Raw genomic sequence first — 23,447 nt, 5'->3', positions numbered from 1 at the left:
CTTTAAGGTTTATAAATTTATATAATTGTTTTAATCAAGCTAATATTATAATATGTAAAAATGTATTTGAAAGTTCATTAATTAAACAATATAAAATAAAAATTTCATATAAAAAATAAGCTTTTAAATTCTATAAAAGATTCTTTTTATAAAATGAAATGTCAATATATACAACTAAATTTGTGAAAATTCTCTTAAAAAGTGAAGAATCACATTTAAGGAGATTAAGAACTGAAAGGGCTAAATATCTTGCAAATGTTTACTAGCTTTGATATCATAAAACCAATGAAAGTACTTTCATAAAATTATACAAAATAAACACAAATAAATTATTTATATTTAAGTATTTATAATTCATATTAGATTATATTATTTTAAAAAGTTTTAAGGGGTGAGAAGTATTATGATGCAAAAAATTCAGCGTTTTGGTGCTGCTATGTTTGTACCAGTTTTATTATTCGCTTTTTCTGGAATAACTGTTGGTATATCTATTTTATTTATGAATCAAGATATTATGGGGTCACTAGCTAATCCTAATGGATTATGGTATAAATTTTGGTTTGTAATTCAAGAAGGTGCATGGACTACTTTTAGACAACTTCCTCTTTTATTTGTGGTAGGATTGCCTATAGCTTTAGCTAAAAAAGCACAAGCACGTGCATGTTTAGAATCTTTAGTGATATATTTAACATTTAATTACTTTATTAGCGCTATACTTACTTTATGGGGAGTAAATTTTGGTGTTAACTTTGATACACAAGTTGGTGGGACAAGCGGTTTAACAATGATTGCTGGAATTAAAACTCTTGACACTGGAATGATTGGAGCAATTTTAATTGCAGCTATAGCTGTTTATATTCACAATAAGCATTTTGAAACAAAATTACCTGATTATTTAGGAATTTTTCAAGGTTCATCTTTTGTTGTAATTATTGGATTTATTGTAATGATTCCTACTGCATTTTTAATGTGTTTAATATGGCCTAAAATTCAAAATGCTATAGGAGCATTACAAGGATTTTTAAGTTCATCTGGTGTTTTTGGGGTATGGTTATATACATTTTTAGAACGTATTTTAATTCCAACAGGATTACATCATTTTATTTATGGACCATTTATTTTTGGACCAGCAGTAGTAGAAAATGGTATAGCTGCTTATTGGCCAAATCATTTAGCTGATTTTGCAACAACAGCACATTCTTTAAAAGAAATGTTCCCTGCAGGAGGATTTGCTTTACATGGATCATCAAAAATTTTTGGATGTACAGGAATTGCATTAGCGATATATTCAACTGCTAAGCCAGAAAAAAAGAAAGTCGTTGCAGGGCTTTTAATACCAGCCACATACAGAACCACTTGAATTTACATTTTTATTTATAGCACCAGCATTATTTGCTGTGCATGCAGTTTTAGCAGCAACTTTAGCGGCCACATTATTTGCTTTTGGAGTGGTAGGTAATTTTGGAGGAGGAATAATTGAATGGGCTGCGCAAAATTGGCTACCATTATTTAAATACCATCCAGGCACTTATTTAACACAGATAGTTATAGGACTTTGCTTTACTGCAATTTATTTCTTTGTATTTCGCTTCTTAATTTTAAAATTTAATTTTGCAACTCCAGGACGTGAACAAGATGAAGAAGAAACAAAACTTTACACAAAGGCAGATTATAAAGCAAAACAAGCAGAAATTACATCTGTTAAAGAAAATAAGCAAAGTAAAGCAGCTAAATTTTTAGAAGCTTTAGGTGGAAAAGAAAATATTGAAGATGTTACCAATTGTGCAACTCGTCTTCGTGTAACTGTAAAAGATGAAAGTAAATTAGCAAGTGATAAGGTATTTCGCGAAGCTGGTGCTCATGGAGTAGTGAGAAACGGAAAAGCTATTCAAGTTATAGTAGGGTTATCCGTTCCTCAAGTAAGAGAAGAATTTGAAAGTTTACTTGTAAATAATTAGATTATTTGACATTCGTATATTACTAATTGCGAATGATATATAAAATAAAAGCTTTTAGGAGGGACTTTTTATGAAAAAATTTTCTATAGTTATAGCAGGAGGAGGAAGTACATTTACACCAGGCATTGTTTTAATGCTATTAGATAATCTAAATAAATTTCCTATTCGTAAAATTAAGTTTTATGATAATGACCAAGAAAGACAGGATGTTGTTGCAAAAGCTTGTGAAATAATTTTAAAAGAAAAAGCTCCAGAAATTGAATTTTTAGCAACTACAAATCCAGAAGAAGCATTTACAGATGTTGATTTTGTTATGGCACATATACGTGTAGGTAAATATGCAATGCGTGAATTAGATGAAAAAATTCCATTAAAATACAATGTTGTAGGTCAAGAAACCTGTGGACCAGGAGGAATTGCATATGGAATGCGTTCCATAGGGCCTATAATTGAAATAATAGATTATATGGAAAAATATTCACCAAATGCTTGGATGCTAAATTATTCAAATCCAGCAGCAATTGTAGCTGAAGCTACAAGAAGGCTACGTCCAAAATCAAAAATATTAAATATTTGTGATATGCCAATAGGAATAGAAACAAGGATGGCAGAAATATTAGGCATAAAATCAAGAAAAGAAATGATAGTAAGATACTATGGTCTTAATCATTTTGGATGGTGGTCAGATATAAGAGACAGAGAAGGTAATGATTTAATGCCTAAATTAAAAGAACATGTTTCTAAATATGGGTATGTAGTTTCAAATGGAGATAATCAACACACTGATCCAAGCTGGGATGATACATTTGCTAAAGCTAAAGATGTATATGCAGTAGATCCAGAAACTTTACCAAACACATATTTAAAATATTATTTATTTCCAGATTATGTAGTTCAGCATTCAAATAAAGAATATACTCGTGCAAATGAAGTAATGGATGGACGTGAAAAATTTGTATTTGGTGAATGCAGAAAAATAATAGAAAATCAATCAACAAAAGGATGTGAACTTCATATTGATGAACATGCTTCTTATATTGTTGATTTAGCACGTGCAATTGCTTATAATACACAAGAAAGAATGTTGTTAATCGTTGAAAATAATGGAGCAATAGAAAATTTTGATTCAACAGCAATGGTTGAAATACCTTGTATAGTAGGTAGTAATGGCCCAGAACCACTTAGAATAGGCAAAATTCCACAATTTCAAAAAGGTTTAATGGAACAACAAGTGTCTGTTGAAAAATTAGTAGTAGAAGCATGGATAGAAAAATCTTATCAAAAATTATGGCAAGCTATTACATTATCAAAAACTGTTCCTAGTGCATATATTGCTAAGAAAATTTTAGATGATTTAATTGAGGTAAACAAAGAATACTGGCCTGAATTAAAGTAATATAATATTTAAATAAATTTGATTGTTTTAAGGCTTTATTTGATAAGATATAAATTTATAAAGTAAAATTTAAATAAAACTGAACAGGTTAATTATACTGTTCAGTTTTATTTTTAGATATCCAATATAAAAACTATATATAATATAGAAAAATAAAATAATATATTTTATAAAAGAATATTATTTTTTATTATATGTTTACATTAACTTTGTAACTTGATATTTTATAACTAAAGATAATTGTTATTTACTGTAATATTCTAGTATAATGTATAAATAAAGTAAATGAGAAGGGGAGAAAATATATTATGAAATTAGAAGAATTGGTAAATAACAATTATAACAAATTAAATGAAAATGATTTATATATATTAAAGTATATTTTAAATAATAAGAAAAAATGTTGTGATTTAGGTATTAATGAAATTGCGAAAAAATGTAATGTATCAAGAACAACAATTCTTCGCTTTGTACAAAAATTAGGATTTAAAGGATATAGTGAATTTAGAGTATATTTAAAGTGGCAGGAAGAAGAAGAAAACAATTATAATGAAAGTGATTATATGGAAAAACTATATTCAGATTTAAATGAAAATATAAAGTTTATTAAAGAAAAAGATTTTGAAGAGATATGTAAGTTAATATATAATGCTGAGAGGGTTTTTGTATATGGAACAGGAACAGCGCAGTTAACTGTTGCACAAGAATTAAAGAGAACATTTTTAGCGGCACATAAATATTTTCACATAATTGAAGGATATACTGAATTTGAAATAATAACTCCTAGTATAACAGAGAAAGATATTGTCATTGTTATTTCTTTATCAGGGAATACAACCTCTCTTTATAATTGTATAAATGAGTTATTAATAAGAGGAGTAGAAATTATATCTATTACAAAATTTAGTAATAATAAGCTTTCAAGTATGACAAAGCATAATTTATATGTAACGACATCAACTATAAATCTTCCTAATGGGATTACATCTGAAACTTTTTCATTTTTTTTTGTTTTAAATGAAGTACTGTTTAGACATTATATTACTTATCAGCAAAAGCAAGAAAAATTAATCGATTAATAACAATATTATATTAAAAAATTTATATAAGTAAAAATTATTGTAAATATTTAAAATTAAAATGTGGATTATCATACTAAAATATTGTATTTGGTATATAATTAATTATGATATATTAAGAAATTATCATAAATCAATATTAAAGAATTAAAATGTGAATTAATATAATATTGACATAATTTGCATAAGACAGTATAATATGTTGTAAATATTTTATATAAAAATTCGTTGATGAGAAGAGTACTTTTTTAAATTTCTTATAGAGAGCAGAGGATGGTGGAAGCTTTGCAGAATATAAAAAAGGAAGAGAGCCTCTAAGAAGCTGCTTGAATTTTTAGTAGGGTAAGCCGTTAACTGCGTTAAAGTTTTAAGTGGATATGTTTTTCATATCAACTAGAGTGGTACCACGGTAATAATACCCGTCTCTATATTTTTAGAGATGGGTTTAATTTTTATTATTTAAAATTAAATAATAGATGGAGATGATTATATGAATTATAAAGCGTTAGTTGCAGAAAGAATTAAAGAATGTGTAGATTTAGAGATTGATGTAATAGAAAAACTTATTGAAATTCCACCAAGACCAGAGATGGGAGATTTCGCGTTCCCTTGTTTTCAGCTTTCTAAAGTTTTAAGGAAATCTCCTCAAATGATAGCAGAAGATTTAAAAAATAAAATAAATAAAGAATACTTTGAAAAGATAGAAAATCTTGGACCTTATCTTAATTTCTTTATGGATAAATCTTTATTTATAAAGGAAACTATAGAAAAGGTATTAAAAGAAGGAGATAAATATGGTTCTTCTAAAATTGGAGAAGGTAAAAATATTATAGTAGAATATTCTTCGCCTAATATAGCAAAACCATTTCATGTAGGTCATTTATTTACTACTGTTATAGGAAATTCATTATATAGAGCTTTTGGTTTTGAAGGATATAACCCTATAGGAATAAATCATTTAGGAGATTGGGGAACTCAATTTGGGAAACTTATAGCTGCTTATAAAAAAGGCTGGGCAGATGAAGAAAAACTTGAAAAAGAGCCTATAAAAGAACTTTTAAGAATATATGTAAAATTTCATGATGAAGCAGAAAAGGATCCTTCTCTTGAAGATGAGGGAAGAATGTATTTTAAAAAGTTAGAAGATGGATGCGAGGAAGAAGTTGCTTTATGGAATAGATTTAAAGATTTAAGCTTGAAAGAATTTGCAAAGCTTTATGAAACTTTAGATGTTAAATTCGATTCTTATGCAGGTGAAAGTTTTTATACGGATAAAATGGATGATGTAGTAAAAGAAATAGAAGAAAAAGGGCTTTTAAAAGAGAGTAATGGCGCAAAAGTAGTTATGCTTGATGATTATAATATGCCGCCTTGTATAATAAAAAAAGCAGATGGAGCAAGCATTTATGCTACAAGGGATTTAGCTGCTGCAATTTATAGAAAAAAAACTTACGATTTTGATAAATGTATTTATGTAGTTGGTTCTGATCAATCTTTACATTTTAAACAAGTATTTACAACATTAAAGCTTATGGGACATAAGTGGGCTGATAATTTAATTCATGTAGGATTTGGACTTGTAAAATTTGCTGATAAAAAGCTTTCTACAAGAAAGGGAGATGTAATATTTCTTGATGATTTACTAAATGAAGCTGTTTCAAAAACATTAGAAATAATAAATGAAAAAAATCCAAATCTTAAAAATAAAGAAGAAACAGCTAAAAAAATAGGAATAGGTGCGGTAATATTTACTTATCTTAAAAATAACAGAGAAAGAGAAATAATTTTTGATTGGAAAGAAATGCTTAATTTTGAAGGAGAAACTGGACCATATGTACAATATACTTATGCAAGAGGAAAGAGTATTTTAAGAAAAGCAGGGGAAATTAGCAGTGATATAAAATATGTAAATTATGATAAAATAAATTCTTCCGAAGAATTTGAATTGGTTAAGCTTATATCAAGATTTCAAGATGCTATACTTTTAGCATTAGATAAATTAGAACCTTCAATAATAACAAGACATATAATTGAAATTTCTAAAGCATTTAATAAATTTTATAATGCTCACGGTATATTAAATGCTAAAGATGAAGATGTTAAGAATGGAAGACTTAATTTAGTTAAAGCAACTTGTCAAGTGATTAAAAATGGTTTATGGCTTATAGGATTAGACGTGGTTGAAGAAATGTAAAATAAAAAGGTCTAATAGGGTTTTGTTAATATTAACTCTATTGGATCTTTTTTATTTTAAAATTATTAATTTTAGTGTATAATTATTTTAAAAATATTTTATGTGACAATTGATCTGACATTTAAAATCCTGATAGAAGGAGGAAGCAATGTTTATAAAAGAATATACAAATGAAATAAAAATAGAAAAATCTATAATTAATAAATATGATATGCATAATATAGCGTATTTTGATATAGAAACTACGGGTTTTGATAAAGATAAAGATTATATTATTCTTATATCTTTAGGATATTTTAATGAGTATGGAGAGTTTTATATAAAACAATATTATGCAGAAGAACTTACTGATGAAGTAGAAATATTATGTGCTCTTAAAAATGATTTAGCATTATTTGAAAAATGGTGTTCTTATAATGGATTAGCTTTTGACGAACCATTTATAATAAAAAGAATGGAAAAGAATAATATTTATTTCGATATTCCTAAAGAACATATAGATTTATATAGATTAATTAGACCTTATTATAAACAACTGGGATTAGAAAGATGTAACTTAAAAACTGTTGAAAAATTTTTAGGAATTAATAGGGAAGATAAAATTGATGGAAGTATGAGCGTAGATTTATATTATAAATATCTAGAAAGTAAAAATGATAATTTAAAAGATTTGATAATGCTTCATAATTATGAAGATGTTTTAAATTTACCTAAAATTTTTAATCTTGTGTATAAAGTTGAAAATAGTAAAAATTTGATTAGGGAAGATTGTATTACAGAAAAGCAGATGAGATTTTTAAAAAGTTTAATAAAGAAAAATGAAATAGATATATCTTTTGAAATAGATAAAATATCTAAAAAGGCAGCATCAAAAATAATAAATGCTATTTTAAAAGGTAATACAGATAGTTTTGAATTAAATAGTATGGCTAAATAGTATGGCTAACATTAGTTATTAATAAAAAGCAGGATTTAATCCTACTTTTTATTTTTTTCTTTATTATACATAGGGCAGCTTGATGAACAACTCCCGCAATTGCATTCTCCTTTAGTGCTTTTTTTAAAATTTTTATAAAATATAAATATAGCTAGGGCTAAAAGTAAAATTGTTATAATTATTTCCATTATACATTAACTCCTTTATAAGAATTTAATTAAAAAATTACCTAGATTAAATACTAAAAATGATACTATCCAAGCTAAAATAAATTGATAAGTTACTGAGAACAAAGCCATTTTTGTTCCATATTCTTTTTTCATTGTAGCAATTAAAGAAATACAAGGAGTATATAGTAATACAAACACTAGAAAACTAAAAGCTGAAATTTTAGTAAAAACAATAGGAAGCATTTGTGATAAATCTCCACCGTAAATAACCCCCATTGTACCTATAACTACTTCTTTAGCCATAATCCCAGCTAATAAAGATACAGAATTTTGCCAAGAAGCAAACCCTAAAGGTTTAAATATTGGACTTATAAGTCTTCCTATGTAGGCCATAAAGCTAATGTCCATATCAGTCATACCTTTAAAATTAAAATTAGATAATAACCAAACAATTACAGATATTGAGAATATTATAGTTCCAGCTTTTTTTAAAAATCCTTTTCCTTTTTCCCAAGTATGAATTAATAAACTTTTTATTTCTGGCATCTTATATTCTGGAAGTTCTATTATGAAAGGTTCATCATCTTTTTTAAATATTGTATTTTTAAATATTATGCCTATTATAAAAGCTATAATTATTCCAAGAGCATATAAAGAACCTATTACTAATGCTTCATGACCTTTAAAAAATATATTAGCAAAAACTAAATAAACAGGAAGCCTTGCATTGCAAGACATTAATGGAACTATAAGTGCTGTAAGTTTTCTATCTTTTTCACTCTCTAAAGTTCTTGCAGACATAACTCCTGGAACGGAACATCCAAATCCTATAATAAGAGGAATAAAAGCTTTACCTGATAATCCCATTTTTTTTATTATTTTATCCATAATGAAAGCAACTCTTGCCATATATCCGCTATCTTCTAAAAAGGATATGCATAAAAACAATGCCAATATTACAGGTAGAAAAACTATAACAGAGCCAACTCCTCCTATTACACCATCAATAAGTAAAGATTTAAACCATGGACTACTGTTATTTAATAAAATTTCTAATTGAGGTACTAAATAATCATTTAATAATTTATCTAATAAATCAGCAAGAGGTTGCCCTACCCAACTAAAAGTAAATTGAAAAATAAAAAATAAGATTATTATAAAAATAGGGTAGGCTAAAATTTTATTTATTACAATTTCATCAATTTTTTCTGTTTTTGTTTTTATAGTTTTTTTTGTATAAGTAATGGAATTAGAGAGAATGGTATCTATATATTCATAAGTTTCTTTTTCATTATTAAAATGATAATTATTCTCAATAGGAAAGTTAAAAAAATCAGAACTTTTAAGCAAGGCTTTAAGTTCATTTATCCCTTTACCTTTTGAAGCTATAATAGGAATAACGGTGACTCCTAATTGTTTTGAAAGTTTAGAATAATCTATTTTAATTCCTTTTGCTTTAGCAGAATCTATCATATTTAAAACTAATACAATTGGTTTATTAAATTCTTTTAATTGCATTGTTAAATATAAATTTCTATTTAAATTTGAAGCATCTACTATATTAATTATTAAATCTACATTTCCATTTTTTAAAAAATCTTTTGCAACTTTTTCTTCATTTGAATAAGTATCCATAGCATAAATTCCAGGCAAGTCTACTATTTTAATATTTTTATCTAAATAACCTTCTTTTTTTTCAACTGTAACTCCAGGCCAATTACCAACATGTTGATTAGAACCAGTAAGTAAGTTAAATAGAGTAGTTTTACCTACATTAGGGTTTCCAAGCAAAGCTGCAGTAATCATAACAACCACTCCTTTTAATTATTAAAAATATTTAAATTACATTTTTATATTTTTTATTTTTATATTTTTTGCATCTTTTTTTCTAATAGCTAAATCAAATCCCCTAAAATTTATAATTATTGGATCGCCAAGAGGAGCAGCTTTTTTTACTTTTATTTCTGTACCTTCGATTGCTCCAAGAGCGAGAAGTCTTTTAGCAAGTTTATCATTTCCAGAAATATTACTTATATATCCTATTTGACCAGGTTTTAAATCATAAATGCTCATTGATATCACCCTCTCTTAATGAAAATTATTCTCAACTAAAGAATAGCATTTTATAATATATATGTCAATAATTTATTTTAAAATTATTAATATTTAAATTTAAAATTTCAAAACATATATAAATAAAGATATAAATTTATTTTACTTTTAAATTTTATAAAAAAATGATATAGTTATATTATTACAGAAAGGGGATATAAAATATAACAGATATTAAAACTGTTATATAATATTTTAAAAAACTAGATAAAATAACAAAAAAACTATTGATACAGATTAAAAAAAGATGTATAATAGTATCACAAAGAAACGATATAAGGAGTGAAGCAATATGTTTAAGCAATGGGAAGGGTTTAAAGAAGGCAATTGGATGAATGAAATAGATGTAAGAGATTTCATTCAAAAAAATTATACAGTTTATGAAGGAGATAAAAGCTTTTTAGTTGGACCAACAGATAAAACTAAAAAAGTTTGGGATAAATGCAGCAAGTTAATATTAGAGGAAATTAAAAAAGGAATATTAGATGTAGATACAAAAACTATATCAGGGATAGATGCCTATGAACCTGGATATATAGATAAAGATAATGAAGTTATAGTAGGTCTTCAAACAGATGCACCATTAAAAAGGATAACAAATCCATGGGGCGGAATAAGAATGGCTGAAGGTGCTTTAAATTCTTATGGATATAAAGTAGATGAAAAGATGCATGAAATTTTTACAAAATATAGGAAAACTCACAATCAAGGTGTTTTCGACGCTTATACAGAAGAAATGAGAGCTGCAAGAAAAGCATCAATTTTAACTGGACTTCCAGATGCTTATGGAAGAGGAAGAATAATAGGAGATTATAGAAGAATTACACTTTATGGAATAGATAGATTAATAGAAGAAAAGAAAAAAGATCTTAAGAATCTTAAAGGAACAATGCTTGATGAATTAATAAGATTAAGAGAAGAAGTTACTGAACAAATAAGAGCATTAGAGAAAATTAAGAATATGGCAGCTTCTTATGGCTTTGATATATCAGAGCCAGCTAAAAATGCAAAAGAAGCAGCTCAATGGCTTTATTTTGGATATTTAGCAGCTATAAAAGAAAATAACGGTGCTGCAATGTCTCTTGGAAGAACAAGTACATTCTTAGATATATATATAGAAAGAGATTTACAAAACGGAATAATAACAGAAGAAGAAGCACAGGAAATAGTAGATCAATTTATAATTAAGTTAAGAATTGCTAGACATTTAAGAACACCTGAATACAATGAATTATTTGCTGGAGATCCAACTTGGGTTACTGAATCTATAGGCGGTGTAGGTATTGATGGAAGACCTCTTGTTACAAAAACTTCTTATAGATATTTACACACTTTAATAAACCTTGGAACAGCACCAGAACCAAATATGACAGTACTTTGGTCACAAAATTTACCTGAAAACTTTAAAAAATTCTGTGCTGAGATGTCAATAGCTACTGATTCAATTCAATATGAAAATGATGATGTTATGAGACCAATATATGGTGATGATTATGCTATAGCTTGTTGTGTATCAGCTATGAAAGTTGGAAAGCAAATGCAGTTTTTTGGAGCTAGATGCAATTTAGCTAAGTCATTACTTCTTGCAATAAATGGTGGAGTTGATGAAAAGCTAGGATTGAAAATTGTTCCAGGACTTGAACCAATAACTGATGAAGTGTTAGACTACAATAAAGTATTAGAAAATTATAATAAAGTTCTTGAATATGTAAGTGAATTATATGTAAATACAATGAATGTAATTCATTTTATGCATGATAAATATGCCTATGAAGCAGCACAAATGGCATTACATGATACAAAGGTAGAAAGACTTATGGCTTTTGGTATAGCTGGACTTTCAGTTGCTGTAGATTCATTAAGTGCTATAAAATATGCAAAAGTTAGACCAATAAGAGAAAATGGAATAACTGTTGATTTTGAAATTGAAGGCGATTTCCCTAAATATGGAAATGACGATGATAGAGCTGATAAAATAGCTGTAGAATTAGTTGAAAAATTTTCAAATGAATTAAAAAAATATCCAACTTATAGAGATGCTGAGCATACATTATCTATATTAACTATAACTTCAAATGTTGTTTATGGTAAGAAAACTGGAGCAACACCTGATGGAAGAAAAGCAGGAGAACCATTTGCACCTGGAGCTAATCCAATGCATGGTAGAGATATAGAAGGTGCCCTTGCTTCACTTAATTCAGTTGCAAAAATTCCATATGAATCTTGTCAAGATGGGGTATCCAATACATTTTCTATACTTCCAGATGCATTAGGAAAAGACAATGATTCTAGAATAAATAATCTTGTAGCATTACTTGATGGATATTTTGCTCAAGATGCTCATCATTTAAATGTAAATGTACTAAATAGAGAAACATTAATGGATGCTATGGAACATCCAGAAAAATATCCAACATTAACAATAAGAGTATCTGGATATGCTGTTAATTTTAATAGATTAACTAAAGCACAACAAAAGGAAGTAATAAAAAGAACATTTCATGAAAAAATGTAATTGCAGTGCTCCTCTAAACCTTAGGTTTAGAGGAGCTTTAAGATTAATATATTAAATATTTTTTTACTTGAAAAATTAATTAGATTGGTTTATTTTAGATTTATACAAAGGAGGGGATTTTATGCTAAAAGGAAAGGTACATTCAATAGAAAGTATGGGTTTGGTAGATGGACCTGGAGTTAGAACAGTTGTATTTTTACAAGGATGCAAATTAAGATGTGCTTATTGTCATAATCCAGACACTTGGAATTTAGATGGTGGAACTGAAATAACATCTGAAGAACTTTTAAAGAAAATTATGAGATATAGGCCATATTTTGAACGTTCTGGAGGTGGTGTTACCTTTTCTGGAGGTGAGCCCCTGCTTCAACCAGAGTTTTTACTTGAAATGCTAAAATTATGTAAAGAACAAGGTATTAATACAGCGATAGATACTGCAGGATATGGGTTTGGTGAATATGATGAAATATTAAAATATACAGATTTAGTATTATTAGATATAAAACATATAGATGATAATGGTTATAGAAAACTTACAGGTAGTAGTAAATCTGGATTTGATAAATTTTTAGAATCACTTAATAAAACTAATGTAAAAGTATGGGTTAGACATGTAGTGGTTCCTGGGATAACTGACTCAGAAGAACATATAGAAAAATTAAAAGAAATAATAAAATCTATTAATAATGTTGAAAAGATAGAATTATTGCCTTACCATACATTAGGAGTAGAAAAATATAAAAAATTAGGCATTAAGTATAGATTAGAAAATGTAGAACCTATGGATAAAGAAAAAGTAAAAGAGTTAGAAAAAATTCTTATAGATAGAGAAAAAGCTGACAATTAGAAAAAATTTTCAAATAGTTTTTTATTTTTTAATTAAACCTGTATATATAAATATTACTGGTAAAACTGCATTATTATCTGCTTTTATAATTTGTTAAATAAGATTTTAAATAAATTTTTTAGCAGATTTTTAGCAGATAGAGAAAGTAAAAAATTATAATTTATTGTAGTTTTAATATTGACATATACAATAAATGTTATTATAATTAAATCAATGCAAAGATAAGGTCCTATTTTATATGTTAAAACAAGTAAATAGAATTTATTAATCTTATCAAGAGAGGTGGAGGGACTGGCCCTATGAAGCCCGGCAACCGGTATTTTAATACAATGGTGCCAATTCCTGCAGTATTGCTTTTGCAATACTGAAAGATGAGGAAATAAGGGATATAATGCTGACCCGAGGTTCCCTCGGGTTTTTTTATTTTAATTTTAAAAAGTTAGTACATATGAAATGGAGGAAAATGGATGATAAATGTATATAAAGTTTCTAAAAGTTTTGCAAATACAAAAGTTTTAAAATCAATAAGTTTGAGCGTTAATCAAGGAGAAATATTCGGAATAGTAGGACATAGCGGTGCAGGAAAATCAACTCTTTTAAGATGTTTAAATGGTCTTGAAAGTTATGATGAAGGAAGTATTACTGTTATGGGGAAAGAAGTAAAAAACTTAACTTCATCAAAACTTAGAGAACATAGAAAAGAGCTTGGAATGATATTCCAAAATTTTAATCTTTTAAATAGATCTAATGTTTATGATAATGTTGCACTTCCGCTTAAAATTTGGGGAGTAGAAAAAAATGAAATAGAAGAAAAAGTAAAAAATCTACTCAATTTGGTTGGGCTTTATGATAAAATGGAAAGCTATCCTAGAGAATTAAGTGGAGGACAAAAGCAAAGAGTTGCTATTGCAAGAGCTCTTTCTTTAGAGCCTAAAATACTTTTGTGTGATGAAGCTACATCTGCTTTAGATCCTAAAACTACTAAATCTATATTACAGCTTTTAAAAGATATAAATAAAAAACTTAATATAACTATTGTTATAGTAACACATCAAATGGAAGTTGTAAAAGAAGTTTGTGATAGGGTAGCACTTATGGAAGGAGGCGAAATTAAGGCAATAGGAAAAGTAGATGAACTGTTTTTAAAACCTAGTGATGAATTAAAGGACTTAATGGGAGAAGAAGAAGTATTGCCTAAAAAAGGATCAAATATAAAAATATTTTTCCCAAAAGAATTAAGTGAAAGAACTATTATAACCTCCATGGCAAGAGAACTAAATATCGATTTTTCTATAGTTTGGGGCAAACTTGAAAAATTTAAAGAAGATGTATTAGGAAGTCTTGTTATAAATACAGATGATAAATACGAAGATAGAATATTCGAATATTTAAAAAAACATGAAATCAGCTGGGAGGTCATAAAAAATGACAATTAAAGAATTAATTTTAGAAATACTTTTAAGAGGTCTTGGTGAAACACTCTATATGGTAATTATATCAACTTTGCTTGCTGTAATTATAGGATTTATACCAGCTATAATATTAGTTATTACTGATGATAAAGGATTAAGTCCTAATAAAGCTGTATATAAAATATTAGATTTAATAATAAATTTATTAAGATCTTTTCCATTTGTTATACTTATGATAGCTGTAATTCCATTAACAAGATTTTTAGTTGGAACATCTATAGGAATAAATGCAGCAATTGTACCATTAACTATAGGTGCGGCGCCTTTTGCAGCAAGGGTTATAGAATCTGCTTTAAAAGAAGTAGATCCAGGAATAATTGAAGCTGCAAAATCTATTGGAGCAAATAATTTTCAAATAATATTTAAAGTAATGTTAAAAGAAGCACTCCCATCTATAATTTTAGGAATAACTTTAACAGTTATAAGTGTTATTGGTTATTCTGCCATGGCTGGAACTATTGGAGCAGGTGGCCTTGGAGATATAGCATATAAATATGGATATTTAAGGTTTAAAACCGATATAATGATTTATACAATTATTATACTTATAATAGTTGTACAAGTATTTCAAAGCTTAGGCAATTATGCTTATAAAAAATTATCTAAATAAAAATAAATTAATAAAATTAGGAGGTTTTTATATGAAAAAAATATTAAGTATTATTTTATCAGCACTATTAATATCTGGATTATCAGGATGTTCTACGCAAAAGGATACATCTAAAGAAACTAAAGTAGAAGATAAAAAAGTAATAAAAGTTGGTGCAACTGCAGTACCTCATAAAGAAATATTAGAAGGTGCTGTTAAACCATTATTAGAAAAACAAGGATATAAGCTTGAAATAATAGAATATACAGATTATGTTCTTCCAAATACTGCTCTTGCTGATGGAGAACTAGATGCAAACTATTTCCAACATGAACCTTATCTAAACAATATGATTAAAGAGAAAAATTTAGATTTAACATATACAGTTAAAGTACATTTAGAACCAATAGCTTTGTATTCAAAGAAAATAAAAAGTTTAGATGAATTAAAAGATGGAGCTGTTATAGCTGTTCCTAATGACTCAACAAATGAAGCTAGAGCTTTAAGACTTCTTGAATCACAAGGATTATTTAAACTTAAAGAAGGAGAATTAGTTACAAAGCTTGATATAGATAAAGCTTCAAATACTAAAAATATTCAAATAAAAGAAGTTGATGCAGCACAAATTCCAAGAAGTCTTGTTGACTTTGATGCCGCTGTTATTAATTCTAACTATGCAATGTCCTCAGGATTAACTCCAAATACTGATTCTATTGTAAATTCTGAAGGAAAGCATATAATAGAATCTACAAAGGATAATCCATATAATAATATACTTGCAGTAAGAAAAGAAGATAAAGACAAGCCATATATTCAAGCTTTATCTAAAGCTCTTACTTCACCAGAAGTTAAAAAATTTATAGAAGATAAATATAAAAGCAGTGTTATTCCTGCATTTTAGAAAGTAGACTTTACTGTCTACTTTTTTATTTTATATATAAATTGGGTATACTTATTGTATAAAAATAATAGCATTATATTAACTTTTATAATATTATATTAATAAAGGGTATAATGGAGGATTAATATGAATAAAAATATTGGAGCATTTTTTGATATTGATGGTACCTTATATAGGGAAGGGCTTATTGCGGAAATATTTAAAAAACTAGTAAAATATGAAATAATAGAGGAAAAAAGATGGTATAATGAAGTAAGACCAGAATATCAAAAATATGATAAAAGACAAGGTAATTATGATAATTATCTATTAAAAATGGCAGATATATACATTGAAGCAATAAAAGGTCTTCATAAATCTCAGGTAGAATTTATAGCTAAAAATGTAGTAAAGCAAAAAGGAGATAGAGTATATACTTTTACTAGAGATAGAATTAAGTGGCATAAAGAGCAAGGACATATGCTTATAACTATATCAGGAAGTCCTATAGAACTTGTAAAAGAGATGGCACTTAAATATGGTTTTGATGATTATAAAGGAGCTTTATATAAGCTTGACGAAAATAATATGTATACAGGTGAAGTTGTACCTATGTGGGATAGTAGAAGTAAGAAAAAAGCTATAATGGAGTTTATGGACAAATATAATATAGACCTTGAAAAAAGCTATGCTTATGGAGATACAGCAGGGGATTTTTCTATGTTTGAGCTTGTAGGGTTTCCAATTTGTGTAAATCCTACAAAAGAACTTGTTAAAAAGGTAAAAGAACACGAGGAAATTAGTAAAAAAGCTATAATTGTAGTAGAAAGGAAAGATATGATTTATAAATTAACTCCAGATTTAATTCAGTTTTAGAAAAGAGTGGTTATTGGTGATTACTAGAGAAAATAAAATATATATTGATAAATTTGATTGTGAATTTTCATTAAACTTTAATAATAAGAAAGATTTATATAAAGATGCTTTATTTTTTGATTTAGAACATTATGTGTATAAAAAACCTATATGTATTGGAGTTTTTGGCTGCTCTTATTATGATGAAAATGAAAAAACATTAAATGTAACACAATATATGATAGAAAACAGCAATGATTCTTATGATATATTAATTTTAGCTAAAAATTATTTTAATAATATGATTAAAAACTATAATAAAAAATATATTGTTACATTTTCTGGAAATAATGATTTTACTGTTATAAATTATTTATTTCAAAAATATAAATTTAATTTTAAAGTGGAAGATTATTTTATAAGTATAGATTTACAAAAGGAGTATGAAAAAGCTAAAAAAACTTCAATAGGTCTTAAAACACTTGAAAAAAATTTTGAAATAATAAGATCTAGTGAACTTATAAGCGGAGCTAATTTAGCTAAAACTTTTAATAAAATTATAAAAGATAAAGATTATATAAATAGAATACCTGAAAAAAAGAAGGAAAAAATATTACTTTATAATCAGCAAGATGTGGTAAGTCTTTTTCAAATATATATTAATTGGGATAAATTTATTATGTGTGAAAAAGAAAATAACAAAGTTATAGAAGATTAAATTATGTATTTTAATAAAAATAAATATTTATGCAATTATATAAATAAGTTAAAACCATGCACAAAAAAGATTTTTATGCATGGTTTTAACTTATTTAATTTATTTAAAGCATTTATGTATTTTTTAACATATATTAATTTAAATTAATATGCCTTTCCCCAATAAACCAATTTTTTAGCAGGCTTTTTACAACATACACATGTATCATCTATATGTTCCTGCTCAAAAGGAATGCATCTTGAAGTAGCAGAAGTTTCCTCTTTAATTTTATCTTCACAAGCTCTATCTCCGCACCACATAGCTTTAATAAATCCTGAATTTTTATCTAAAATATTTTTAAACTCTTCTAAATTAGTAGCTGTATTTGTTTTTGATTTTTGAGATTCTTTTGCTTTTTCAAAAAGGGATTTTTGAATATCTTCAAGTACTACAGGAATTTTAGTTTCTAATTCGTCAAGAGAAATAATTATTTTTTCTCTATTATCTCTTCTTACTAAAACTACTTGATTATTTTCTATATCCTTTGGACCAATTTCAATACGAAGAGGAATTCCTTTCATTTCATATTCACTAAATTTCCAGCCAGGCATTTTATCACTATCATCCATTTTAACTCTTGCAATTTTAGAAAGTCTGTTTTTAAGTTCGTTAGCTTTATCTAAAACACCAGGTTTGTGCATAGCTATAGGAACTATTATTATTTGAGTTGGAGCAATCTTTGGAGGTAAAACAAGACCGCTATCATCTCCATGAACCATTATAATAGCACCTATAAGTCGCGTGGTTATTCCCCAAGAAGTTTGATGAACATATTGAAGTTTTCCATTTTTATCAGTGTATTGAATATTAAAAGCTTTTGCAAAACCATTACCAAAATTGTGTGATGTACCACATTGAAGAGCCTTACCATCATGCATTAAACTTTCTATAGTATAAGTAGCTTCTGCACCAGCAAATTTTTCTTTATCAGTCTTTTGTCCTTTAATTACAGGTATAGCTAAATATTCTTCACAAAATTTGGCATAAATATTTAACATTTTAATAGTTTCTTCTTGAGCTTCTTCTGCTGTAGCATGAGCAGTATGACCTTCTTGCCATAAAAATTCTAATGTACGAAGAAATGGTCTTGTAGTTTTTTCCCATCTTACAACTGAACACCATTGATTATATAATTTTGGCAAGTCTTTGTAAGATTCTATTATTTTTGAATAATGATCACAAAATAATGTTTCAGAAGTTGGACGAACACAAAGCCTTTCTGTTAACTCTTGATTTCCTCCATGTGTTACCCAAGCAACTTCAGGAGCAAAACCTTCTACATGATCAGCTTCTTTTTGAAGAAGCGATTCTGGGATAAACATTGGCATATATACATTTTCATGGCCAGTTTCTTTAAACATAGAATCCAAAGTTTTTTGTATATTTTCCCATATAGCATAACCATAAGGACGTATAACCATACATCCTCTGACACTTGCATAATCTACAAGTTCTGCTTTTTTTACTACATCTGTATACCATTTAGCAAAATCTTCATCCATAGAAGTTATTGCTTCAACTAACTTTTTTCCATTTTCTTTAGCCATAGTTATATTCTCCTTCCTAAATTTTTAAAAATAAAAGCCTTCAATCCCAAAAGGGACCGAGGCTGTATCGGCGGTACCACCCTAATTGATGTAAAAACATCCAACTTAAATTCTATAACGGTAGAATCCGCTGCAATTTTTATATATTGCAGAACTCTAAGGCGGGTTCAAAATATAGCTTTAGAAGTCTCACACCATATAACTTCCTCTCTGTAAAAGCCTTTATTTTTACTATTCCTCTTCATAGTTTAATTATATAATTATATACCAAAAATATCATAAAGCAAAAGATATATCCTGTCAATAATAATTTGTAAACTAAATTTTTATAATATACAAATATTTTATTTATATCGGTATATTATTTGGAAATATGGAAACATTTAATAAATATAGAAATTATTTTGGAGGTAGTTATGAGAGTTGGTATACCAAAAGGTCTTTTATATTGTAAATATTATCCTTTTTTTTATAGTTTTTTTAAGAGTTTAGATGCAGAAATTATAACATCAGATGATACAAATAAAAATATTTTAAATGAAGGAGTTAAATATTGTGTAGATGAAGCCTGCCTTCCTATTAAAATTTTTCACGGTCATGTAGCTGAACTTAAAGATAAATGTGATATTTTATTAATACCACGTATAATGCAAATTAGAGAAGGCGAATATATATGTCCTAAGTTTTGCGGACTACCCGAGATGGTAATAAACAGTATATCTAATTTACCTAAAATAATTGATACCCCTATATATGCTTTTAACAAAGAGGAATTATTTAATTTTGCTAAAAAAGCTGGAAAAATGATTACAAAAGATAATAATAAAATAAAAAAAGCTTATGAATATGCTTTAAAAATTCAAAATGACTTTAAAATAGGAATTAAAGATGAAGGTTATGATATTAATGTAGCTTTATTAGGCCATCCATATAATGTATATGACGATTTTATAAATATGAATGTAGTAAAGAAACTTAATAGATTAGGTATAGGAGTTATTACTGAAGAAAATATAGAAAATCAATTTATAGATAAAGAAATAAAAAAGTTATATAAAAAGCCATTTTGGACTTTTGCAAGAAATTCATATGGTGTTGCTTCATATTTATCTAAAAATAACAAAATTAATGGAATAGTATATATATCTTCTTTTGCATGTGGAATAGATTCAGTTATTTTAGAGCTTATAAAAGATAGAATAGGTGCGGTTCCAATGTTAGTTTTAAAAGTAGATGAACATACTGGAGAAGCAGGAGTTGATACTAGATTAGAAGCTTATAAAGATATGCTTGAAAGGAGAATTCAATATGAAAATTACATTTCCACACTTGGGTAACGTATATATTGCAGCAAAATCATTATTTGATGATTTAGGCATAGATTATGTCATTCCACCTATGAGTAATAAAAAGGCTCTTGAAATAGGATCTTATTACTCACCAGAAGAGATTTGTCTTCCTTTTAAAATTATGATAGGCAATTACATACAAAGTATAGAAATGGGAGCAGACACTATAATAATAACAGGAAGCTGTGGTCCTTGCAGATTTGGAGAATATTGTGAAATGCAGATTAATTTATTAAAAAAATTGGGTTATGATTTAGATTTTATTGTTATAGATTCTCCTAAAGATATAGGATTAAAAGAGCTTTTAAATAGGATAAATAAAATAGGAGAAATTAGTAAAAAATCTAAATCAGAAAAATTAAAAGCTTTATATAATGCATATAAAATTATAAATTTAATAGATGAAATAGAAGATAAAGCCCATTATCTAGCAGGTTATGAATTAAATAGAGGGGAATGTAAAAAAATTTTAAACAATTGTAAAAAAGATGCATTAAACTCTAAAAACAGTTTAGATACTTTGTTAATATTAAAAAAATATAAAGCTAAATTAGATAAGATAAATATAGACAAAAATAAAAATCCAATAAAAGTAGCTATAATTGGAGAGATATATACTATCATAGAACCTTTTTCTAATTTATATATTGAAGATAAATTAATGGATTATGGAGTATGCAGCAAAAGAAGATTATCACCAAGCTGGTGGTTAAAAGATACAATTCTTAAACCACTTAAAATTAATTCATTAAATATAAAAAAAGCAAGCAGGGAATATTTAAGTTTAGGCATTGGAGGCCATGCACAAGAATGTATAGGTGAAGCTGTACTTTCTAAAAAAGATAATTTTCATGGAGCAATTCAAATATTCCCTGTAGGATGTATGCCGGAAATTGTATCAAAAGCAATTTTACCAAGTATATCAAAAAATGAAGATTTTCCTATAATGACTTTAGTAGTAGATGAAATGACAGGTGAAGCTGGGTTTGATACAAGAATTGAAGCTTTTTTAGATTTACTTGAAAGGAGAAAAGATAATGTATTATTTGGGAGTTGATGTTGGTTCCGTTAGTACGGATTTAGTAGTTTTAGATGAAAATATGAATGTAGTAGAAAAAATTTATTTAAAAACAAAAGGTAGACCAATTAATGCTATACAGGAAGGATTTAAAATTTTGAAAAATAAATTTAGTGATAAGGATATATTAGGAGTTGGTACTACTGGAAGTGGAAGACATATTTGTTCATCTCTTATTGGTGGAGATGCAGTTAAAAACGAAATAACTGCTCATGCAGTAGCAGCACTTTCTATGGATAAAGATGTAAAAACTATAATTGAAATTGGAGGACAAGACTCAAAAATTATAATACTAAATAATGGAGTAGTTACTGATTTTGCTATGAATACAGTATGTGCAGCAGGAACAGGTTCTTTTTTAGACAGGCAAGCTGAAAGATTGGATATACCTATAGAACATTTTGGTGAATATGCGCTTATGTCACAAAATCCTGTTAGAATTGCAGGCAGATGTGCAGTGTTTGCGGAATCTGATATGATACATAAACAACAGCTTGGATATAATGCATCAGATATAATAAGAGGATTGTGTGAAGCATTAGTAAGAAATTATTTAAATAATGTTGGAAAAGGTAAAGATATAAAAGAAAAAGTATTTTTTCAAGGAGGAGTTGCAGCTAATAAAGGTATGAAAGCTGCTTTTGAGTCAAATTTAGGTTTTGAAGTAATTGTACCTAAACATTATAACATGATGGGAGCAATAGGTGCAGCTATAATTGCTAAAGATGCTGTATATAAAAAAGGGAGATCTAATTTTAGAGGATTTAATATTGCAGATAGAGATTTTAAGACTGTAAGTTTTGAATGTGAATTTTGCCCTAATAGGTGCGAGGTAGCTGAAATTAAAGAAGATAATTTTACTATTGGATGTTTTGGAGATAGATGCGGGAGATACTCTTCTAAAACAGAGAACTTAGGAGCTTAAAATATATAGTTTTATTAAAATGTAATAATTTATTAAGAATAAAAGCTTTTTTACTGGAAAATCTAATAAATGAAAGGGGAGTTAAATATGCAAAATAAAATGAAAGTTACTTTTAATAATAAAAAAGAAGACGGGAGATTTAAAAAGAAAAATATAAAACATGATCCTCAAGCTGAAAGTTCTAGAGCAGTATTTGATGATCCAGGGAAAAAACATTAAATAAAGAGGTGAATAATCATGACACATAGGGAAACTAAAAAATCCACTAAGAAGGAAAATAAAAAGCCATCGAAACCAGAGCTTATTCATGAAGATGAAATGAAAAAGCATAAAACACAAGGATTAATTAATGGAATAGAATAAAGAGGTGTATATACTATGACTAATAAGAAAAACAGTAAAGCAAATAATAAAGAAAACAAGAAAAATGAATTAGATAGACCAAAGGGAAGACTTAACAATAAAAAAAATCCATCTACATTTGAAGATTTTAATGGGAAGCCTATAATATAAAATAAAGGAGAGTTTAAAATTGACTAAAGAAAAAAATAAGCATAAAGCAAAGAATAAAGAACCCAATAGAGTTGATATTAGAGAAGAAAAAGAAGAAAAAGGACCACGCAGAAGAACACTTAATGAAACTTATTAAATATTATAAAATAAAGACTAGCGATGCTAGTCTTTATTTTATAATATTTATGGTGCCGATGGTGGGATTTGAACCCACATGGTTTCCCGCTCGATTTTGAGTCGAGTGCGTCTGCCGTTCCGCCACATCGGCAAAAAT

21 protein-coding genes, 1 tRNA gene, 1 pseudogene, 1 riboswitch and 2 other annotated features are annotated in these 23,447 nt (G+C 27.2%); of the genes and pseudogenes, 18 read left to right on the top strand and 5 right to left on the bottom strand.

The genetic code is table 11. The annotated features are described in order from the left end of the window. Nucleotides 1-403: 403 nt before the first annotated feature. The 5 genes and pseudogenes from EGD97_RS02625 (at nucleotide 404) to EGD97_RS02605 (ending at nucleotide 7,564) form a co-directional block, all read left to right on the top strand. A pseudogene (locus tag EGD97_RS02625) lies at nucleotides 404-1,958 on the top strand (alpha-glucoside-specific PTS transporter subunit IIBC). 70 nt (nucleotides 1,959-2,028) lie between these two features. Beyond that, nucleotides 2,029-3,354, top strand: a complete 1,326-nt coding sequence (locus tag EGD97_RS02620) for a 6-phospho-alpha-glucosidase (RefSeq protein ID WP_078681388.1) — start codon at nucleotides 2,029-2,031, stop codon at nucleotides 3,352-3,354. A gap of 308 nt (nucleotides 3,355-3,662) precedes the next feature. After that, complete coding sequence (locus EGD97_RS02615) at nucleotides 3,663-4,433, top strand: MurR/RpiR family transcriptional regulator (protein ID WP_127836425.1); 771 nt, start codon at nucleotides 3,663-3,665, stop codon at nucleotides 4,431-4,433. 219 nt (nucleotides 4,434-4,652) lie between these two features. Then, nucleotides 4,653-4,863, top strand: a binding site (T-box leader). Nucleotides 4,864-4,923: 60 nt separating this feature from the next. Continuing rightward, the gene (gene argS, locus EGD97_RS02610) at nucleotides 4,924-6,627 is read left to right on the top strand and encodes an arginine--tRNA ligase (RefSeq protein ID WP_078681390.1); all 1,704 of its coding nucleotides are present in this window, start codon (nucleotides 4,924-4,926) and stop codon (nucleotides 6,625-6,627) included. Between the two features lie 148 nt (nucleotides 6,628-6,775). After that, nucleotides 6,776-7,564: a ribonuclease H-like domain-containing protein gene (locus EGD97_RS02605; protein ID WP_078681391.1), complete on the top strand. Its 789-nt coding sequence runs from the start codon at nucleotides 6,776-6,778 to the stop codon at nucleotides 7,562-7,564. Between the two features lie 41 nt (nucleotides 7,565-7,605). Here the strand turns inward: EGD97_RS02605 and EGD97_RS02600 are convergent, their stop codons facing one another. The 3 genes from EGD97_RS02600 to EGD97_RS02590 are packed head-to-tail and all read right to left on the bottom strand — an operon-like array spanning nucleotide 7,606 to nucleotide 9,807. Further along, nucleotides 7,606-7,752, bottom strand: coding sequence for a FeoB-associated Cys-rich membrane protein (locus tag EGD97_RS02600; RefSeq protein WP_078681392.1), 147 nt, complete (start codon nucleotides 7,750-7,752; stop codon nucleotides 7,606-7,608). Between the two features lie 15 nt (nucleotides 7,753-7,767). Further along, nucleotides 7,768-9,540: a ferrous iron transport protein B gene (gene feoB / locus EGD97_RS02595; RefSeq protein WP_127836424.1), complete on the bottom strand. Its 1,773-nt coding sequence runs from the start codon at nucleotides 9,538-9,540 to the stop codon at nucleotides 7,768-7,770. A gap of 36 nt (nucleotides 9,541-9,576) precedes the next feature. Beyond that, entirely contained in the window at nucleotides 9,577-9,807 is a 231-nt protein-coding gene (locus EGD97_RS02590; protein ID WP_078681394.1) for a FeoA family protein, read from the bottom strand. A gap of 331 nt (nucleotides 9,808-10,138) precedes the next feature. Here EGD97_RS02590 and pflB point away from each other — a divergent pair, with 331 nt between their 5' ends. The 7 genes from pflB to EGD97_RS02555 all read left to right on the top strand — a co-directional run bounded on the left by pflB (nucleotide 10,139) and on the right by EGD97_RS02555 (nucleotide 17,722). Then, nucleotides 10,139-12,361 (top strand): formate C-acetyltransferase, encoded by a 2,223-nt coding sequence (gene pflB, locus EGD97_RS02585; protein ID WP_078681395.1) that lies wholly within the window; start codon nucleotides 10,139-10,141, stop codon nucleotides 12,359-12,361. Nucleotides 12,362-12,482: 121 nt separating this feature from the next. Then, a complete protein-coding gene (pflA, locus tag EGD97_RS02580) occupies nucleotides 12,483-13,208 on the top strand; it encodes a pyruvate formate-lyase-activating protein (protein WP_078681396.1) in 726 nt (241 codons plus the stop codon). Between the two features lie 267 nt (nucleotides 13,209-13,475). Continuing rightward, nucleotides 13,476-13,586, top strand: a riboswitch (SAM riboswitch). 89 nt (nucleotides 13,587-13,675) lie between these two features. Beyond that, on the top strand, nucleotides 13,676-14,644 hold the full coding sequence (locus tag EGD97_RS02575) for a methionine ABC transporter ATP-binding protein (RefSeq protein ID WP_078681397.1): 969 nt from the start codon (nucleotides 13,676-13,678) through the stop codon (nucleotides 14,642-14,644). Then, the gene (locus tag EGD97_RS02570) at nucleotides 14,634-15,290 is read left to right on the top strand and encodes a methionine ABC transporter permease (protein WP_078681398.1); all 657 of its coding nucleotides are present in this window, start codon (nucleotides 14,634-14,636) and stop codon (nucleotides 15,288-15,290) included. The genes EGD97_RS02575 and EGD97_RS02570 overlap by 11 nt, the downstream gene beginning before the upstream one ends. A gap of 31 nt (nucleotides 15,291-15,321) precedes the next feature. Next, nucleotides 15,322-16,170: a MetQ/NlpA family ABC transporter substrate-binding protein gene (locus EGD97_RS02565; RefSeq protein WP_127836423.1), complete on the top strand. Its 849-nt coding sequence runs from the start codon at nucleotides 15,322-15,324 to the stop codon at nucleotides 16,168-16,170. A 126-nt stretch (nucleotides 16,171-16,296) separates the two neighbouring features. Beyond that, the gene (locus EGD97_RS02560; RefSeq protein ID WP_078681400.1) at nucleotides 16,297-17,025 is read left to right on the top strand and encodes an HAD-IB family hydrolase; all 729 of its coding nucleotides are present in this window, start codon (nucleotides 16,297-16,299) and stop codon (nucleotides 17,023-17,025) included. A gap of 16 nt (nucleotides 17,026-17,041) precedes the next feature. Then, complete coding sequence (locus EGD97_RS02555; protein WP_127836422.1) at nucleotides 17,042-17,722, top strand: ribonuclease H-like domain-containing protein; 681 nt, start codon at nucleotides 17,042-17,044, stop codon at nucleotides 17,720-17,722. Between the two features lie 143 nt (nucleotides 17,723-17,865). On the opposite strand, the gene proS is transcribed toward EGD97_RS02555, so the two are convergent. Beyond that, nucleotides 17,866-19,308, bottom strand: a complete 1,443-nt coding sequence (proS, locus tag EGD97_RS02550; protein WP_078681402.1) for a proline--tRNA ligase — start codon at nucleotides 19,306-19,308, stop codon at nucleotides 17,866-17,868. 48 nt (nucleotides 19,309-19,356) lie between these two features. Then, nucleotides 19,357-19,562 (bottom strand) — a binding site (T-box leader). Between the two features lie 162 nt (nucleotides 19,563-19,724). Here proS and EGD97_RS02545 point away from each other — a divergent pair. From EGD97_RS02545 to EGD97_RS12670, 6 genes are all read left to right on the top strand, one after another. Further along, nucleotides 19,725-20,645 carry an acyl-CoA dehydratase activase-related protein gene (locus EGD97_RS02545; protein ID WP_127836421.1) on the top strand — a complete coding sequence of 307 codons (921 nt, stop codon included), beginning with the start codon at nucleotides 19,725-19,727 and terminating at the stop codon, nucleotides 20,643-20,645. After that, nucleotides 20,617-21,714 carry a 2-hydroxyglutaryl-CoA dehydratase gene (locus EGD97_RS02540; RefSeq protein WP_078681404.1) on the top strand — a complete coding sequence of 366 codons (1,098 nt, stop codon included), beginning with the start codon at nucleotides 20,617-20,619 and terminating at the stop codon, nucleotides 21,712-21,714. Before EGD97_RS02545 ends, EGD97_RS02540 begins: the two co-directional genes overlap by 29 nt. Next, a complete protein-coding gene (locus tag EGD97_RS02535; RefSeq protein WP_127836420.1) occupies nucleotides 21,695-22,660 on the top strand; it encodes an acyl-CoA dehydratase activase in 966 nt (321 codons plus the stop codon). Before EGD97_RS02540 ends, EGD97_RS02535 begins: the two co-directional genes overlap by 20 nt. A gap of 87 nt (nucleotides 22,661-22,747) precedes the next feature. Then, a complete protein-coding gene (locus EGD97_RS12680) occupies nucleotides 22,748-22,879 on the top strand; it encodes a CPC_1213 family protein (RefSeq protein ID WP_127836419.1) in 132 nt (43 codons plus the stop codon). An 18-nt stretch (nucleotides 22,880-22,897) separates the two neighbouring features. After that, nucleotides 22,898-23,023, top strand: coding sequence for a hypothetical protein (locus EGD97_RS12675; RefSeq protein WP_265936966.1), 126 nt, complete (start codon nucleotides 22,898-22,900; stop codon nucleotides 23,021-23,023). A gap of 15 nt (nucleotides 23,024-23,038) precedes the next feature. Beyond that, on the top strand, nucleotides 23,039-23,173 hold the full coding sequence (locus EGD97_RS12670) for a hypothetical protein (RefSeq protein ID WP_265936965.1): 135 nt from the start codon (nucleotides 23,039-23,041) through the stop codon (nucleotides 23,171-23,173). A gap of 186 nt (nucleotides 23,174-23,359) precedes the next feature. Here the strand turns inward: EGD97_RS12670 and EGD97_RS02525 are convergent. Then, nucleotides 23,360-23,441 (bottom strand) — tRNA-Leu (locus EGD97_RS02525). Between the last annotated feature and the right edge of the window lie 6 nt (nucleotides 23,442-23,447).

This window comes from Clostridium prolinivorans, assembly GCF_004011155.1.
Taxonomy (GTDB): Bacteria; Bacillota; Clostridia; order Clostridiales; family Clostridiaceae; genus Clostridium_AT; species Clostridium_AT prolinivorans.
The sequence above is the reverse complement of the archived record's forward strand: the minus strand, read 5'-3'. Positions and strand labels throughout refer to the sequence as shown.

Bases quoted from the DNA above. Each gene is read 5' to 3' on its own strand.
- EGD97_RS02620 (WP_078681388.1), top strand. From the start codon at position 2,029: ATGAAAAAATTTTCTATAGTTATAGCAGGAGGAGGAAGTACATTTACA.
- EGD97_RS12670 (WP_265936965.1), top strand. From the start codon at position 23,039: ATGACTAATAAGAAAAACAGTAAAGCAAATAATAAAGAAAACAAGAAA.
- feoB (WP_127836424.1), bottom strand. From the start codon at position 9,540: ATGATTACTGCAGCTTTGCTTGGAAACCCTAATGTAGGTAAAACTACT.
- pflA (WP_078681396.1), top strand. From the start codon at position 12,483: ATGCTAAAAGGAAAGGTACATTCAATAGAAAGTATGGGTTTGGTAGAT.
- EGD97_RS02570 (WP_078681398.1), top strand. From the start codon at position 14,634: ATGACAATTAAAGAATTAATTTTAGAAATACTTTTAAGAGGTCTTGGT.
- EGD97_RS02535 (WP_127836420.1), top strand. From the start codon at position 21,695: ATGTATTATTTGGGAGTTGATGTTGGTTCCGTTAGTACGGATTTAGTA.
- EGD97_RS02575 (WP_078681397.1), top strand. From the start codon at position 13,676: ATGATAAATGTATATAAAGTTTCTAAAAGTTTTGCAAATACAAAAGTT.
- proS (WP_078681402.1), bottom strand. From the start codon at position 19,308: ATGGCTAAAGAAAATGGAAAAAAGTTAGTTGAAGCAATAACTTCTATG.
- pflB (WP_078681395.1), top strand. From the start codon at position 10,139: ATGTTTAAGCAATGGGAAGGGTTTAAAGAAGGCAATTGGATGAATGAA.
- EGD97_RS02615 (WP_127836425.1), top strand. From the start codon at position 3,663: ATGAAATTAGAAGAATTGGTAAATAACAATTATAACAAATTAAATGAA.
- EGD97_RS12675 (WP_265936966.1), top strand. From the start codon at position 22,898: ATGACACATAGGGAAACTAAAAAATCCACTAAGAAGGAAAATAAAAAG.
- EGD97_RS02600 (WP_078681392.1), bottom strand. From the start codon at position 7,752: ATGGAAATAATTATAACAATTTTACTTTTAGCCCTAGCTATATTTATA.
- EGD97_RS02605 (WP_078681391.1), top strand. From the start codon at position 6,776: ATGTTTATAAAAGAATATACAAATGAAATAAAAATAGAAAAATCTATA.
- argS (WP_078681390.1), top strand. From the start codon at position 4,924: ATGAATTATAAAGCGTTAGTTGCAGAAAGAATTAAAGAATGTGTAGAT.
- EGD97_RS02565 (WP_127836423.1), top strand. From the start codon at position 15,322: ATGAAAAAAATATTAAGTATTATTTTATCAGCACTATTAATATCTGGA.
- EGD97_RS02545 (WP_127836421.1), top strand. From the start codon at position 19,725: ATGAGAGTTGGTATACCAAAAGGTCTTTTATATTGTAAATATTATCCT.
- EGD97_RS02540 (WP_078681404.1), top strand. From the start codon at position 20,617: ATGAAAATTACATTTCCACACTTGGGTAACGTATATATTGCAGCAAAA.
- EGD97_RS02560 (WP_078681400.1), top strand. From the start codon at position 16,297: ATGAATAAAAATATTGGAGCATTTTTTGATATTGATGGTACCTTATAT.
- EGD97_RS12680 (WP_127836419.1), top strand. From the start codon at position 22,748: ATGCAAAATAAAATGAAAGTTACTTTTAATAATAAAAAAGAAGACGGG.
- EGD97_RS02590 (WP_078681394.1), bottom strand. From the start codon at position 9,807: ATGAGCATTTATGATTTAAAACCTGGTCAAATAGGATATATAAGTAAT.